At 58.7% G+C, this 15,041-nt stretch carries 16 protein-coding genes and 1 tRNA gene; 10 read left to right on the top strand and 7 right to left on the bottom strand.

Annotated features, from left to right (window positions below):
- Positions 1-48 precede the first annotated feature (48 nt).
- The gene (locus ACGK9R_RS05325) at positions 49-939 is read right to left on the bottom strand and encodes a LysR family transcriptional regulator (RefSeq protein WP_394578960.1); all 891 of its coding nucleotides are present in this window, start codon (positions 937-939) and stop codon (positions 49-51) included.
- 151 nt (positions 940-1,090) lie between these two features.
- On the opposite strand from ACGK9R_RS05325, the gene ppnN reads away from it, so the two are divergent.
- From ppnN to ACGK9R_RS05305, 4 genes are all read left to right on the top strand, one after another.
- Positions 1,091-2,476 carry a nucleotide 5'-monophosphate nucleosidase PpnN gene (gene ppnN, locus ACGK9R_RS05320; RefSeq protein WP_394578958.1) on the top strand — a complete coding sequence of 462 codons (1,386 nt, stop codon included), beginning with the start codon at positions 1,091-1,093 and terminating at the stop codon, positions 2,474-2,476.
- A 44-nt stretch (positions 2,477-2,520) separates the two neighbouring features.
- Positions 2,521-3,246 (top strand): sulfite exporter TauE/SafE family protein, encoded by a 726-nt coding sequence (locus ACGK9R_RS05315; RefSeq protein WP_394578957.1) that lies wholly within the window; start codon positions 2,521-2,523, stop codon positions 3,244-3,246.
- Positions 3,247-3,348: 102 nt separating this feature from the next.
- Positions 3,349-3,552: a hypothetical protein gene (locus ACGK9R_RS05310; protein WP_394578955.1), complete on the top strand. Its 204-nt coding sequence runs from the start codon at positions 3,349-3,351 to the stop codon at positions 3,550-3,552.
- A 102-nt stretch (positions 3,553-3,654) separates the two neighbouring features.
- Positions 3,655-3,834 (top strand): hypothetical protein, encoded by a 180-nt coding sequence (locus tag ACGK9R_RS05305; RefSeq protein WP_394578953.1) that lies wholly within the window; start codon positions 3,655-3,657, stop codon positions 3,832-3,834.
- 58 nt (positions 3,835-3,892) lie between these two features.
- Here the strand turns inward: ACGK9R_RS05305 and ACGK9R_RS05300 are convergent.
- From ACGK9R_RS05300 to ACGK9R_RS05290, 3 genes are all read right to left on the bottom strand, one after another.
- A tRNA-Pro gene (locus ACGK9R_RS05300) sits at positions 3,893-3,969 on the bottom strand.
- 103 nt (positions 3,970-4,072) lie between these two features.
- Complete coding sequence (locus ACGK9R_RS05295; RefSeq protein WP_394578951.1) at positions 4,073-4,876, bottom strand: inositol monophosphatase family protein; 804 nt, start codon at positions 4,874-4,876, stop codon at positions 4,073-4,075.
- Between the two features lie 485 nt (positions 4,877-5,361).
- Positions 5,362-5,772 carry a prepilin-type N-terminal cleavage/methylation domain-containing protein gene (locus ACGK9R_RS05290; protein ID WP_394578949.1) on the bottom strand — a complete coding sequence of 137 codons (411 nt, stop codon included), beginning with the start codon at positions 5,770-5,772 and terminating at the stop codon, positions 5,362-5,364.
- A 214-nt stretch (positions 5,773-5,986) separates the two neighbouring features.
- Here ACGK9R_RS05290 and pilB point away from each other — a divergent pair, with 214 nt between their 5' ends.
- Genes pilB through ACGK9R_RS05260 form a run of 6 tightly spaced genes read left to right on the top strand, consistent with a single transcriptional unit; the run spans position 5,987 to position 11,617 of the window.
- Positions 5,987-7,732 (top strand): type IV-A pilus assembly ATPase PilB, encoded by a 1,746-nt coding sequence (gene pilB / locus ACGK9R_RS05285; protein ID WP_394578947.1) that lies wholly within the window; start codon positions 5,987-5,989, stop codon positions 7,730-7,732.
- Between the two features lie 7 nt (positions 7,733-7,739).
- A complete protein-coding gene (locus ACGK9R_RS05280) occupies positions 7,740-8,966 on the top strand; it encodes a type II secretion system F family protein (RefSeq protein WP_394578945.1) in 1,227 nt (408 codons plus the stop codon).
- Positions 8,967-8,982: 16 nt separating this feature from the next.
- Complete coding sequence (locus ACGK9R_RS05275; protein WP_394578943.1) at positions 8,983-9,828, top strand: prepilin peptidase; 846 nt, start codon at positions 8,983-8,985, stop codon at positions 9,826-9,828.
- 42 nt (positions 9,829-9,870) lie between these two features.
- Positions 9,871-10,470, top strand: coding sequence for a dephospho-CoA kinase (gene coaE / locus ACGK9R_RS05270; protein ID WP_394578941.1), 600 nt, complete (start codon positions 9,871-9,873; stop codon positions 10,468-10,470).
- Between the two features lie 44 nt (positions 10,471-10,514).
- On the top strand, positions 10,515-10,748 hold the full coding sequence (gene yacG, locus ACGK9R_RS05265) for a DNA gyrase inhibitor YacG (protein WP_394579728.1): 234 nt from the start codon (positions 10,515-10,517) through the stop codon (positions 10,746-10,748).
- Positions 10,745-11,617, top strand: coding sequence for a DNA replication terminus site-binding protein (locus ACGK9R_RS05260; RefSeq protein WP_394578939.1), 873 nt, complete (start codon positions 10,745-10,747; stop codon positions 11,615-11,617). Before yacG ends, ACGK9R_RS05260 begins: the two co-directional genes overlap by 4 nt.
- Here ACGK9R_RS05260 and ACGK9R_RS05255 read toward each other — a convergent pair.
- The 3 genes from ACGK9R_RS05255 to rpsA form a co-directional block, all read right to left on the bottom strand.
- Complete coding sequence (locus ACGK9R_RS05255; RefSeq protein ID WP_394578937.1) at positions 11,595-11,966, bottom strand: hypothetical protein; 372 nt, start codon at positions 11,964-11,966, stop codon at positions 11,595-11,597. The genes ACGK9R_RS05260 and ACGK9R_RS05255 overlap by 23 nt on opposite strands.
- 661 nt (positions 11,967-12,627) lie before the next feature.
- Positions 12,628-13,011 (bottom strand): histone-like nucleoid-structuring protein, MvaT/MvaU family, encoded by a 384-nt coding sequence (locus tag ACGK9R_RS05250; protein WP_394578934.1) that lies wholly within the window; start codon positions 13,009-13,011, stop codon positions 12,628-12,630.
- 306 nt (positions 13,012-13,317) lie between these two features.
- Positions 13,318-14,997 carry a 30S ribosomal protein S1 gene (gene rpsA / locus ACGK9R_RS05245; RefSeq protein WP_394578932.1) on the bottom strand — a complete coding sequence of 560 codons (1,680 nt, stop codon included), beginning with the start codon at positions 14,995-14,997 and terminating at the stop codon, positions 13,318-13,320.
- Between the last annotated feature and the right edge of the window lie 44 nt (positions 14,998-15,041).

The following is a 15,041-nucleotide window of genomic DNA, read 5'->3' as shown; positions in this document are numbered from 1 at the left end:
GCCCCGCGGTCATGTCGACCCGCGGGGCTTTTTCGTAGCTGCTGGCGTTTACTGGGCAATCTCCTGCAGCCGCTGGGTCTTGAAGCCATCGAGCAGCTTTTCGTAGCGCTTGGGCGGCGTGGCGTCGCGCCGGGTCAGCACGTAGAGCACTTCGTCGACGCTTTTAGGAAGCGTCAGCGCGCGCACCTGGCGCTGCCAGGGCGAGGTTTCGAGCACCAACCGTGACACCACGGTAAAGCCGAGCCCGCGGGCGACCGCGTCGAGCACCATGCTGACCTCGTTGGTGAACCCCTGATGGCGAAAGTGACTCATCGAGCGGAACTCGTCCGGGTAGTTGGCGCGCAGCAGGTGGTTGGCGTGGTTGATGCCGTCGTAGTAATTGATGAAGCCAAGGCCCATCAAATCAGACAGCGTCGCCCCGGCAAAGTCCGCCGGCACTACCAGACAAAGCGGCTCGGTGTGCCACACGGTGCACGAAAGCTCCGAGCTCTTGACCTGTTCGGTGACGATGCCGATATCGTAGCGTCCTTCGAGCAGGTCGCTGACGATCTCGTGGTTGAAAGCGAAGCTGTAGCTGACCGTGAGATTGGGGTGCATCTGCTGCTGGCCGAGAATGAACGGGTAGAGCATCAGGCCCACGCTTCCCGGGGATGCGATGCGGCACTCGCCGCTGTCGATCAAATCATCATCCAGGGCGTGGCGGAACTGCTCGTGCTCGGCGAAGAGCTTGAGCGCGTAGTCGTAGGCGCGCCGGCCGGATTCGGTCAGGCTGAAGCTCTTGCCCTTGCGCTCGATCAGCGTCTTGTCCAGATACCCCTCGAGCTTTCGAACGTGCTGGCTCACGCCCGGCTGCGTCATTTCCAGACGCTTCGCGGTGCGCGTAAAGCTGCCGGTTTCCACCAGGGTGATGTAGGTTCGAAAGTAGTGGGCATTGAACATGAGAAACGCCGTGACGAAAGTAATGGGAGCGCGAGCATCAGAATCACCAAGGTTATCATAACTCTGGAGCGGCGGCCTTGCGCCGGGGGCCGCCGGTAAGTGATAGTAGGGAAACTTACCGAACAAACATCCCATAGAGCTCAATACCCGAATGAATCACGTCGCCACCTCGCGCCCCACCATTTCGAGCATCATTTCTCCCGAAGGCAGTCTGGAAGTTCTCTCCCAGCAGGAGGTCAACCGGCTTCAAAGCACCTCGCAAACCGGCCTGCACGACCTGCTCAGACGCTGCGCGCTGGCGGTGCTCAACTGCGGCAACCCGTCTGACGACAGCCTCGCGATTCTGGAGGCCTACAAGGATTTCGATATCGAAGTGCTGCAGCAGGATCGCGGCATTCGGCTCAAATTGACCAACGCCCCGGCGGAGGCCTTCGTCGATGGGCACATGATTCGCGGTATTCGCGAGCACCTGTCGTCGATTCTGCGCGATATCGTCTACGTCTATAACGAGATCCAGCAGCACAACCGCTTCGATTTGACCACCGGCGAAGGCACCACCAACGCGGTCTTCCACATCCTGCGCAAGGCCGGTACGCTCAAGCCCAGCCTCGACCCAAGCCTGGTGGTATGCTGGGGCGGCCACTCGATTTCGCGTCAGGAGTACGACTACTCCAAGGACGTAGGCTACCAGCTCGGCCTTCGCGACATGGATATCTGCACCGGCTGCGGGCCGGGGGCGATGAAAGGGCCGATGAAAGGCGCCAACGTGGCCCACGCCAAGCAGCGGCGTAAGGGCGGGCGCTATCTGGGGATTTCAGAGCCGGGTATCATCGCCGCCGAGGCGCCCAACCCGATCGTCAACGAGCTGGTGGTGATGCCGGATATCGAAAAGCGTCTGGAGGCCTTCGTGCGCCTGGGCCACGGCATCATCGTCTTCCCCGGCGGGGTCGGCACCGCCGAGGAGATTCTGTATCTGCTCGGTATTCTGCTGCACCCCAATAACACCACCATGCCCTTCCCGCTCATCTTCACTGGCCCCGCCGACTCCGCGGCCTACTTCGAGAAGATCGACGAATTTCTGGTCTACACTCTGGGCGAGGAGATTCGCCGCTACTACACCATCATCACCGGCGACCCGGTAGCGGTGGCGCGGCGCATGCGCGAAGGCATTGATGAGGTCGCGCACTTTCGCCGCGAGCACCAGGATGCGTTCTACTACAACTGGCGTCTCAATATCGCCCGCGAGTTCCAGGCCACCTTCGAGCCGACCCACGAAGCGATGAAGAGCCTGGCGCTGCACCGCGACCAGCCCACCCACGAGCTTGCCGCCAACCTGCGCCGGGCGTTTTCCGGCATCGTGGCCGGTAACGTGAAGGAGCCGGGCATTCGCGCGATCAAGGCGTATGGGCCTTTTGAGCTTTCCGCGGAGCCGGAGCTGATGAAGCGCCTGGATGAGCTTCTGAGTTCGTTCGTCGCCCAAGGCCGCATGAAGCTCGATGGCCAGCCCTACACGCCCTGCTACGTGCTCAAGAAGTGATACTCGACCATAGAGCCTTGCCTCACTGACAACGGGATGTCCGCGTGATCATTGCGCTACTCACTCTGCTGGCCGCCGGGGTCGTCAAGGGGGCCATCGGCTCCGGCGTGCCGGTCATCGTGGTGCCGATCTTCACCATGCTCTACAACGTACAGACCGCCATCGCGCTACTGGTGGTCTCGAATTTATGCAGCAACGCCATTCAGGTCTGGCAGTACCGCCGCCACCTTTTGCCCCTGCGCTTTCTGGCCACGTTTTCGATTGCCGGGTGTATCGGCATCGTGATCGGCACCTGGGGGCTGGTGGCGCTCTCCCACGATGTGCTCTCGCTGGGCGTGGCCGGGGCGATCGTGCTGTATCTGGTGATCAAGCTCACCCGACGCAAAATGGCGCTTCCGATGGGACTCGCCAACCGGCTGGTGCTGCCGGTGGGGCTGGTGGGCGGCGTGCTTCAGGGCGCGGCGGGCATGTCAGCGCCGGCCTCGATCACGTTCCTGAACGCCATGCAGCTCGAGCGGCGGGTGTTCATCGGCTCGATCTCGGTGTTCTTCTGTGCGATCACCGTGGCCCAGATACCGGCGCTGCTAAAAGCGGGGCTTTTGACGGCCGAACTGACCTTCTACAGTGCGGCGGCCTTCGTGGTGATTGCGCTGGGTATGCCGCTGGGCGCCGCCCTGGGCAAGCGCCTGCCGTACGTGTGGTTCGATAACCTCATCGTCATTCTGCTGGCGGGAATCGCGATCAAGATCGCAAGCGAGGTTCTGCTTTAACGCCACCCGTGACGTTTGACGCAATTCTCACGGCAACCACTATACTAAGCTTCGCGCTTCAACGCGTTTTACACTTCATACGCACAGGGAAAGGAGTCTCACATGGAAATGATCAACCAGCTTCACGACGGCCCAACCAAGGCATTCGCCAAGCACTGCTTCGAAGCCTACTCCCCCGAGGAGCTCGAAAAAGCCGCCGAAGGCGCGCCGGACGAAGCCGAAATGGAGCACTGGGGCATCGATGCCGGCCAGTGGGAAGAAGCCGTGACCACGGCTCTGGCCGACCATCGCGCTCAGCAGGAGTAACCGAGCCAGGTGAGGGGCCACCGCTGCGTTAGTCCGCCGGCGGCCCCAATCGCCCTTTTAACGCCACTCAAAGTGACGCTCTTCACGGTATGAGGAGGCAATATGAGAAAGTGGATCATGCTGGCGGTGTTCAACTGGCTACGAAAACCCGCCAACCGCCAGAAAGTGAAAAACGCCTGGGACAAGCACCGCGGCAAGACACCCAACCGCACCCAGCCGCCCCCCAACGCAGGCCCCCACGGCGCCTCGCGGCGGCCCGGTGATCTAAACGACCGATATTGAAGATGGCCCATAAAAAAAACCGCCGCTCGGAATGACCCAAGCGGCGGTTTTTCGTGTTTGGTCGGAGTGACAGGATTCGAACCTGCGACCTTTGCAACCCCATTGCAACGCGCTACCAAGCTGCGCCACACTCCGATGCCCGTTGGCTTAACGCCTCAGGACGGTGCGTATACTAGCGTTTCACGCGGCAAATGAAAAGGCCTTTTTAGGCTTTCTTATCAAATGCTTGGCCGAGCGCTTACGCTTTGCTCGATAAAAGCGCGTGAAGCTCATCAAAAACGCCGGGGGCGGTGATCAAAAGCTCCTTCGGGTAGAGATCCTTCGAGACGCCTTCGGGCACATCGACCAGCCGCCCAAGCGTTGCGCCCGCCTCCCGCGCGATGACCCAGCCCGCGGCAAAGTCCCAGGGCGAAACCGTTTCGACGTAAGCGTCCAGCCGCCCGCAGGCAATATCGCAAATATCCAGCGCCGCCGCGCCGTTGCGGCGAATGTCCTGACAGTGAGTCAGGATCGATTCCAAACGCGGCATCAGCGCCTTGCGCGCGGCGCGGTCGTAGGGAAAGCCGGTGCCCACCAGGGTGGCGGAAAGCTCGCTCGCACCGCTTGGCTTGATCGGCTTGCCGTTGCAGAACGCACCGCCGCCCTCACACGCGGTAAAGGTTTCATTGAGAAACGGCGCGTGGACGACTCCCACTTTACCTACGCCCTCCTCGAGCCAGGCAATCGAAATCGCCACATGACGAAGCCCCTGGGCGAAGTTGACCGTGCCGTCGATGGGGTCCACCACCCAAAGCGGCGCTTTCGTACCCAGCCCCTGCTCCGGGCTCAGCTCTTCGCTCAACTGCAGCTCGCCGGGGAAGTGTTTATCAAGCTCCTTGCTGATAAAGGTATCGACCGCCACATCGGCATCGGTAACCAGCTCTATACCTGCTTTCAAACGCTGATTGAAGCTCTTTTCTTCGCGCGCCTTTACGATTATGCGCCCCGCCTCCTCTGCGATACGCACCGCTTCCGCCAAACGCGTCTCTATTGTGACCGCCATGCTCTCTCCTGAACGTGTGGATTAAATGTTTCATGGTAAAGAGTCCACATGGCGCTGTCATGACATCAGTGAATCAGCGCGTTGGTAATAATATTTGCCACCACGCGAATAGCGGGCTCGATCAACACTACGCCGCCAGTCCGACGCCACCTATAGCCGAAATACTGCGGAAGTTAACTATAAAAGGAATAATTAGAGCATTTGGTGGTCTTGGGCGGCAGGAGTTTTCCCTTTTACAAACCATGCTACATATACGGCGCCACTGAAGAGTCGGCGCGAACGACGTATTAATGAGGGATTCGAAAAATTTTTGGTCGTTGAAATACTGTAGATTAATATGATTGATTACGTTAAAACCATTCCATTATAGCGAAAAAATTTTAGGATATACTTTAATAAAGCTTAGCATAAAAATAAATATCTTTACTTTTTTTAATATAAAAAAAGAGCCACTAAGATGTGGCTCTACAACTTCCTAAAAACAGTTACTCAGGAATTTCGGTTGTAATTTGACCATTGGTCAAACGAATATCTGCAGCATCAGCACGTCTTACAGACACATCTTCATTGCCTTCAGTTCCAGAAATAAATATACCAGCTATTTCGACCTTACGTTCATTATCATCCACCTCACAAGATTCAAAATTAAATCCCGTGATTACTTCATTTCCAGTATCAACTGAGCCAGTTGTAGCGCTTTCTGCAACGGCAAGACTTCTAAATGAGCTTAGCTCAGAAACACATGCACTTCGAGCAGAACGATCCAAGTAAGCGCCATACTGCGGCACCGCAATCGCTGCCAAAATACCGATGATCGCAATGACGATCAAAAGCTCGATCAACGTAAAACCGCTCTGATGATACCGGCGCGGCTGGGGGGTGGTCGGGGTTGGCATGTGTAGGATCCCTTGCTTTTTGGTGTCAGTAGGCTAAAAAAGCTTAGCCGCTTGGATGATTACATTAGCCCAGCCCCGGTGGGCTCGCAACTAGCTTTATAAGCCTTTTTTAAGCGCTATTCATTCGTTTTGACCAGATGCTTTCGTGCACTATAGTCCTTTTAGGTGGTGGCCAGGTTCTTGGCTGCTTTCACTGGACATGACGCGAGCCCTTATGACCTCTCCTGCTTTTGATACGCCCCACGCTCACCGTGCGCTCAGCGGTATCGCCAGGCGGCTGGTGGCCCACGAGGTCATGACCCAGGGCCAGGCCGAAGTGGCCGAGGGCTCCGCCGCCGAGCGGGAGGTTTCGTTTCTCGAGCACGTGGTAGAGAGCGGGCTCGTCAGCTCGATGGATGCCGCGCTGGCGGCGGCCTGGGAGTACGGGCTGGCGGTGGTGGACCTGGAGGCGATCAAGATCAGCTCGCTGCCGCCGGCGAGCGAATACCCGGTCAAGATTCTGGACAAGCTGACCGTGCTGCCGCTGGCGCGTCATGGCCACCGGCTGACCGTGGCGGTGCCCTATCCTTCTACCCTGACCCGCCTCGATGAGCTTCAGTTTGCCACCAACCTCAGCGTCGAAGGCGTGCTGGCGCCGGTCGAGCAGATACGTCATAACCTCGCGCACTACGTGGCGCAGAACGAGCGCAGCCTGCTGGACGAGCTTGCCGGCGTGGACGACGCCGTGGGAGAACTCAATGTCGTTCAAAGCGAAGACGACGAGGAGATCACGCTCGAGAACTCGGTGGCCAACAAGGACGACGCGCCGGTGGTCAAGTTCGTCAACAAGGTGCTGCTGGACGCGATCAGCCGCGGCGCCTCGGACATTCACTTCGAGCCTTTCGAGTCCCAGTACCGGGTGCGCTTTCGTATCGACGGCATGCTGATCGAGGTCGCCAAACCGCCCTTTTCGATGCGCGAGCGGATTGCCGCGCGGCTGAAAATCATGTCGCGGCTGGATATTTCCGAGCGTCGCCTGCCCCAGGACGGCGCGATCAAGCTCCAACTTTCGCGTACCCGCTCGATCGACTTTCGCGTCAACTCACTGCCCACGGTGTACGGCGAAAAGCTGGTACTGCGGATACTCGATCCCTCCTCCGTGCGTTTGGGGATCGAGCAGCTGGGCTTCAGCGCCGAGCAGCAGCGCTATTACGAAGCCGCGCTCAAACGCCCCCAGGGCATGATACTGGTAACCGGGCCGACCGGTAGCGGCAAGACGGTCACGCTCTATACCGGCATCAGCATGCTCAACGAGATCGAGCGCAACATCTGTACCGCCGAGGACCCCGTGGAGATCAAGGTCGCCGGCATCAATCAGGTCAACGTGCTACCCAAGATCGGGCTCGACTTCGCCAGCGCCCTGCGCGCCTTTTTGCGCCAGGACCCGGATGTGGTGATGGTCGGTGAGATTCGCGATCTGGAAACCGCGGAAATCGCGGTCAAGGCGGCGCAAACCGGGCACATGGTGCTCTCTACCGTTCACACCAACTCGGCGGCGCAGACGCTGACGCGCTTGGCCAACATGGGGGTCGCCTCCTACAACATTGCAAGCTCGGTGACGCTGATCATCGCCCAGCGCCTTGCACGAAGACTCTGCCCCCGCTGCAAAACCGCGGCGGATATTCCTTTCGAAGCGCTATTGAAGGCGGGCTTCAAGAAAGAGCAGCTCGACAACGTCACCATTTACAAGGCGGTGGGCTGCAAGCAGTGCACCCAGGGCTACAAGGGGCGCGTGGGGGTGTATGAAGTGCTGCCGATCAGCGACGCCATGCGCACCTTGATCATGCGCGACGGTAACGCCATCGATATCGATGCGCTGGCGCGCAAGGAGGACCACCCGAGCCTCTACCAGAGCTGTCTTGCTCGAGTGCTCGATGGCAGCACCAGCCTCGAGGAAGTCAACCGGATCAGCAAGGAGTAAGCCCGCCATGCCTAAAGCGAAAGCGCGCACGAAGATCGCCCCGCTCTACCGCTGGAAGTGGCAGGGAAAGGGCCCCAAGGATCGCGTCATGAAGGGCGAGCTGATCGGCCGTACCCGCGAGGAGATCGTCGATCAGCTCGCCAAGCAGCGCATCACCGTCTTGAAGATTCAAAAGCGCAGCAGCATGAGCGGGCGCGGCAGGGTGGCGAGTATGGATATCATGCTCTTCGCCCGCCAGATGGCGACCATGATGCGCGCGGGCATTCCTATCCTGCAGGCGCTGCAGGCGATCTCCGAGAGCATGAAAAAGCCCGCGATGGTCGATCTTACCCAGCAGATCATGCGCGACGTCTCCTCCGGCGATAGCCTCTCCCAGGCCATGGCACGCCACCCGAAACAGTTCGATCGGCTGTTCGTGAACCTGGTCAACGCCGGCGAGCAGGCGGGTGCGCTGGATCAGATGCTCGAGCGGATCGCGATCTACAAGGAGAAGGTCGCCTCATTGAAAAGCCGGGTAAAAAAGGCGCTCTGGTACCCGGCGGCAGTGCTCACCATTGGCCTGGCGGTGACGATGATTCTGCTGGTGGTCGTGGTGCCGGAGTTCGAAAGCATGTTCCAGGGCTTCGGCGCGGAGCTACCGGTGCTGACCCAGCTAACCGTCCAGTTTTCCGAGCTCGCCCAGGCGTTCTGGCTGCCTGCGCTTGCGCTGATCGTCGGTGCGATCTTTCTGCTCAAGGCCGCCGCCAGGCGATCGGACAAGGTCGCCTACAAGATCGACCAGTTCATGCTGCGCCTGCCGGTTCTGGGCGACATTCTGCATAAATCCGCGGTGTCGCGCTTTACCCGCACGCTCGCCACCACGTTCAGCTCCGGGGTGCCGCTGATCGAGGGGCTCGAAACCGCCTCCGGCGCGGCGGATAACCGGGTCTACATCAGGGCCATCGAAGAGGTGCGCCAGGACGTGACCACCGGGCAGCAGCTGCACTTTGCCATGCGCCTGACCAACCGCTTCCCAGCGCTGGCGGTGCAGATGGTCAGCATCGGCGAGGAAGCGGGCTCGCTCGACGCCATGCTCAATCGCGTGGCCGACTACTACGAGGAGGAGGTCGAAAACAAGGTCGACACTCTGACCTCACTGATGGAACCGGTTATAATCGTGGTACTGGGCATACTGGTAGGCGGCGTCGTCGTTTCCATGTATTTGCCCATTTTCGAAATCGGTACCGCACTCTAATCACCTCTGGAGCACCATGGGCTTACCGCCAGCCATCCTTTACAGCGCCGTATTCATTTTAGGGCTCTGCATCGGAAGTTTTTTGAACGTCGTCATCACGCGCCTTCCCGTCATGCTGATGCGCCGCTGGCGCGAGGAGGCGCGCGAATCTCTCGAGCTGCCCCCGGAACCCGCCCCCGCCTTCAATCTTGCCGTACCCGCCTCGATGTGCCCGCGCTGCGAAACGCCGATTGCCTGGCACGATAACCTGCCGCTTCTGGGCTGGCTCAAGCGGCGCGGACGCTGCGCCCACTGCGAAACCCCCATCAGCCCGCAGTATCCGCTGGTCGAGCTGGCCGGCGGGCTGCTGGCCATCGCGGTTGCGGCGCTTTTCGGCTTCGAGCCCAGCGCCTTGTTCATCTACGCAGCCTGTCTGGTACTGCTGGTACTGGCGGTGATCGATTTTCGCACTTTCTTTCTTCCCGACGCGCTAACGCTTCCGCTTCTCTGGCTGGGGTTGGTGTACCAGCTGCTGTTTCAGCCTTACTTTTTGAGCGATGCGGTCATCGGTGCGATGGCGGGCTATCTCGTGCTCTGGAGTTTCTTCTGGTTGTTCAAGCTGGCGACCGGCAAGGAAGGCATGGGGTTTGGCGACTTCAAACTGCTGGCTGCACTGGGGGCCTGGCTTGGTTGGACCTTCTTGCCGCTGCTGTTGATTCTCTCCGCCGGGCTCGGTGCACTCGTGGGCGGGCTTGCCCAGTGGCTGTCGCCGTCGCTTCGCGGCAAGCCGCTACCGTTCGGGCCTTTTCTGGCGCTCGCCGGCTGGGTCTGCCTGCTCGCTGGCGATGAACTTTTTGCGCTTTATGTGGCGCTGGGCTACTAATACCTCTTCAGTAGCGGCACTTCAACGTTTCAGGTTTTCGAAATGATCATTGGGCTAACCGGCGGGATCGGGTCGGGAAAATCCACCGTGGCAAAAGCGTTCGCGGCGCGGGGCATCGGCTATGTCGACGCCGACGACGTGGCGCGCGAGGTGGTCGAGCCTGGCGAGCCTGCGCTTGCGATCATCGCCGAGCATTTTGGCGCGGGCGTGCTGACCGCGAGCGGCGCGCTCGATCGCGCCGCGCTGCGCGCCATAATCTTCGAGTCATCAAAAGAGCGCAAGTGGCTCGAGTCGGTCACTCACCCGCGCATTCGTGAGCGTATCGTGGAACGTTTGGAAGCGCTGGCGCGCCATTCGACCTACGTGCTGCTGGTATCACCCTTATTGTTCGAATCCGGCCAGGCGGCGCTGGTCGAGCGCACGCTGGTGGTGGATGTGAGCATCGATACCCAGCGCGAGCGCACCCTGCGCCGCGACGGCGTCAGCCCCGAGCAGGTCGAGGCCATTCTCGCCGCTCAGCTTTCGCGCAGCGAGCGGCTGACGCGCGCCGACGACGTGATCGATAACGATGGCTCCGTTGATGAACTCAAGCTTCAAGTCGAAGCGCTCGACCAACATTACCGCCGGTTGAGTAACCGCTAGCGCACCCCCATATATAGCTCTTTCAACCAATCGTCATCAGGAGCATCATGTCGCCCGCAAACGATTCCCCCTTCGAAGTCGACTGCCCCCAGTGCGCGGCCAAAGTGCCCTGGGCACCGCAAAGCGCGTATCGCCCCTTCTGCAACAAGCGCTGCCAGCTGCTGGATTTGGGCGCCTGGGCGGATGAGTCGCACCGCATCGGCGGTGAAACGGCCATGGACGAAGCCGATATCGACACCCTGCTCGCCCAGGCGGATAAGGATGCGCCGCTCTCATGAGCCGCGCCGCTCCCGCCGCTTACCATCTTCTTTACGAGCTCGATACGCTGTTCGATGAGCTCATGGAAGCGATTGACCGCGCCGCCACGCTTTTTGAGGAAAACGCACCGCTTTGCTGGCGGTTGGAGCGGTTGAGCAGCGACCAAAGTTGGTTTCGTCAGGCGCTAATGGATATGTGGCACGAGCAGGGCCAGGACGGGCGCGAAACCCGAAGCTATATTGCGGTGGTCGCCGCCGATGAGGCTCTTTTAGAGGCGATGGTCGAGGTCAACCGGGCCAAGAGCGCCATCAGCGAGCTGATCACGCGGATCAAGTCGCTCTCTCCCACGGCGCTGACCGAAGCCAAACGGCGCCTTCCGGAGCGCCACCCCGAGGTGGACGACGTGTTACGCAAAAGCGGCATGGCGCGGCTTCATTTGAAACAGTGCTGGCGCCACGTACCCATCGCTCCCGCGCCGGTGTCGCGAGTGCGCCTGGCGTGGTATACGAGCGGGCGCTCGATCAAGAAAATTAGCGTTCATGAGGCAGAGGAGAAGCTGCTTCAGCTGGACGTGGAAGCGCCGCACGTGCGCATTCAGCTAAGAAAGCTTGCCGGTATCCCGAGCGGTGAGCAGCTTGCCCAGGTGCAGGCCCAGGCGCCGCTGATGCGGGCCAATTTGTTCTTTGTCGAGCCGTTGCTCGATGGGCATACTCGCCGGGCGCTCAATATCGCCATGCCGCTGATCGTGCCGGCTCACGAGGCTCGCCTGCCCCATATCAAGTCGCCCGCGGCTCAGGCCCCAACGGAGCGGACCCGAGCCAAACGACGCGATGAAAAGCTCGAAAGCGACCCCTTTCTGCCCAGTCTCAGGATCTATCGCTACCGCTGAGGCTCGACACCTCGGGCCGTGTTTGTGCCGGCGTGGAATCGCCGGACCACAGCCCGCTTTCAAGAAGCACCTGAACCAGTTTCGCGGCGGCTTTTTTGCTATAGCCGCTTTCCACGCAGAGCGCCTGGAGTCGCTCGTTGAAGAGATTTTCCTGCTCCTGGGCTCGCGCCTGACTCTCCTGCTCTTCGAGATCCTTTAACGAGCGTACGGGCGGGCCGGTAGGAATGTCGAAGGGGTTACCCGGGCTTTCGAGCTGACGCAGCGCCTCGGCAAAGGCGTCATCGAGCTCGCGAAACTTGCGAAGCTTTTCGCGCTCATCCACCTGTTTGTGTGCCTTTTGATATTTCATCGAATCTTCATTAACACCTTACTGGGAAAGGGAGAGCATTAGTTCCGAGTACAGATAACCACCTATCAACAGCGGCGATCGCCGCAAGCCTATCGTTAAAAGGCGTGCCCGATACTCGAAAAATTCTTGCGTCAACCGCACGGTCAGATCGTCGGTACGACGATTTTGATACTAAAAGGGTAAAGCAACAGAATCTTCATCACTCGCATGACAGCACCGACCTCGCCATCGACCAACAATGAAAATACGAAGATACGGGGTCCAGCGAAATACTATTCAAATTGAATACGGGTCAAGCCGAATACGGGCATAGCCCCATGGGCGTATTGTCATGGGCGTGTTGGCATCGGGTCAGACCCACTGACAGTATAGTGTACGAACGCAGCTAACTGACTTTTTCCTGCCGGGCGGCATTAATGTTCGACGTCAAGGCGTGCCGTGAGCGTCATCGCCGCATAGCGAGTATACCTTGAATATTTAAGGGTTGGACGCGCTATCGACACTCGAGTTCAGTCGCTTTGCGTAATAAACGCGCGAGCGTGGAATTGCAAAATAAAGTTCAGCTAAAGCTGGTAAAACCGAAAAGCAAAATGGAACGCGAGTCTCGAAGGCCCAGCCAAAAAAATAAAACCGGCGCCCTTTTCAAGGGCGCCGGCAGGACTCAACTCTCCTGAGACTCAAGCCAGGACTCGACGGTTTCTTCACCGTACTCGTCCTTCCAGCTACGAAGCCCTTTATGGTTACCGCCACGGGTTTCGATTACTTCGCCGGTGTGCGGGTTCTTGTAAACCTTCAGGCGACGCTTACGGCGGTTACTGGAAGATGTCGCCGCTTTGGATGCTGCGTTACCACGCTGATCGCTGTTGGGATCCAGCAGGGTAATTACATCGGAAGGTGTTTTTCCGAACTCGTTCATCAAGGCTTCCAGCTTGGATTTGAACTCAAGTTCGTTTTTAAGGCGTTTATCGCCTTCCATACGCTGGAGGTCTTCCTGCAGCTGTTTTAGCTGCTGCTCTTTCAGGATGTATTCGTTTAACAGTGACATGGGGCTTCCTTGATGCACTTGGACTGGAAAAGCAGAACGCTTTAATAGCGCCGCGCGCTTATCCCGAGACGACGCCATTATTACTTCAATTGCTTAATTTGACAATAGTCTAGATGATTTCAGAAGAAATACTAACCAAATTTTTTAAATAAGCGCCATTAAAAAAACTTTAAACTTGTCGCGGTCAGTAAACAAACCGTCGGGAAGCGCTGATAGAGCTTAAAACAGGTCTTAATAACAGGACTTGGAAACAGGACCAAAAAAAACGCCACCCGAAGGTGGCGTTTTGAGATAAAGCCCGAACGCTTAGTCCTGGCCCATCTGCTGCTTGATCAGATCACCGATCGTGGTAGCACCGCCGCCAGTTTCGGAATCCTGCTCGCGCAGTTTCTTCATGTTCTGACGCGTGTCGTCCTGCTCTTTCGCCTTGACCGACAGGTTGATCTGACGGCTCTTGCGATCGACGTTGACGATGCGCGCTTCGACGCTGTCGCCTTCGCTCAGCACGTTGCGCGCGTCTTCGACGCGGTCGGCGCTGATTTCAGAAGCCTTGAGAATGGCAACGACGTCGGTCGCCAGCTCAACGTGGGCTTCCTTGGCATCGACTTCAACGACGCGGCCAGTCACGATGCTGCCCTTGTCATTGACGGAGAGGTATTCGGCAACCGGATCGGAATCCATTTGCTTGATACCCAGCGAGATGCGCTCGCGCTCCGGGTCGATCGACAGGATGACGGCTTCGGCTTCGTCGCCCTTCTTGAAGTTGCGAACCGCTTCTTCGCCGGTTTCCGTCCAGGAGATGTCGGACAGGTGAACCAGACCGTCGATGCCGCCTTCCAGACCAATGAAGATACCGAAATCGGTGATCGACTTGATCGTACCGGAAACGCGGTCGCCCTTGTTGTACTCGGCGTTGAAGGTTTCCCACGGGTTAGCGGTGCACTGCTTGATACCCAGGGAAATACGACGACGCTCTTCGTCGATATCGAGAACCATGACGTCGACATCGTCGCCCACTTGCACGACCTTGGACGGATGGATGTTCTTGTTGGTCCAGTCCATTTCAGAGACGTGAACCAGACCTTCGACACCCTCTTCCAGCTCCGCGAAGCAGCCGTAGTCGGTCAGGTTGGTGACAACGGCGTGTACCTTGGTACCTTCCGGGTAGCGCGCCTTGATGTTGACCCACGGATCTTCGCCCAGCTGCTTGAGACCCAGCGATACGCGGTTGCGCTCGCGGTCGAACTTCAGCACCTTGACGTTGATCTCGTCGCCTACGGCCACGATTTCGGACGGATGCTTGATGCGCTTCCAGGCCATGTCGGTGATGTGCAGCAGGCCGTCGACGCCGCCGAGGTCGACGAAGGCGCCGTAATCGGTCAGATTCTTGACGATACCCTTGATCTGCTGGCCTTCCTGAAGGGTTGCCAGCAGCGCTTCACGCTCGGCGCTGTTTTCGGCTTCGAGCACGGCGCGACGCGAAACAACGACGTTGTTACGCTTCGGATCGAGCTTGATGACCTTGAAGTCGAGTTCCTTGTTTTCCAGGTGCGCGGTGTCGCGTACCGGACGAACGTCGACCAGAGAACCCGGCAGGAAGGCACGGATGGAGTCAACGTCGACCGTGAAGCCGCCTTTAACCTTACCGTTGATCACGCCCTTGATGATTTCGTCTTTCTCGAAGGCTGCTTCGAGAACCTTCCAGGCTTCAGCACGCTTGGCTTTTTCACGCGACAGACGCGTTTCGCCGAAACCGTCTTCGACGGCTTCGAGGGCAACGTGAACGTCATCGCCGATAGCGATGTTGAGTTCGCCGTTCTCATCGCGGAACTGCGCCGCGGGGATTTGGCCCTCGGATTTCAGACCGGCATTGACGGTAACCCAGTCGCCGTCGATGTCGACAACCTGTGCCGCGACGATGGCGCCCGGCTCCATGTTGATGTCGTTAAGAGACTGTTCAAACAGTTCAGCAAAGCTTTCGCTCATGGTTTTCCTACGTGATCAACGTTGTTGAGGCGTAATGCCTTCTC

Source organism: Halomonas sp. HNIBRBA4712 (assembly GCF_043558675.1).
GTDB lineage: Bacteria > Pseudomonadota > Gammaproteobacteria > Pseudomonadales > Halomonadaceae > Vreelandella.
This window is presented reverse-complemented; position numbering and strand designations above follow the sequence as displayed.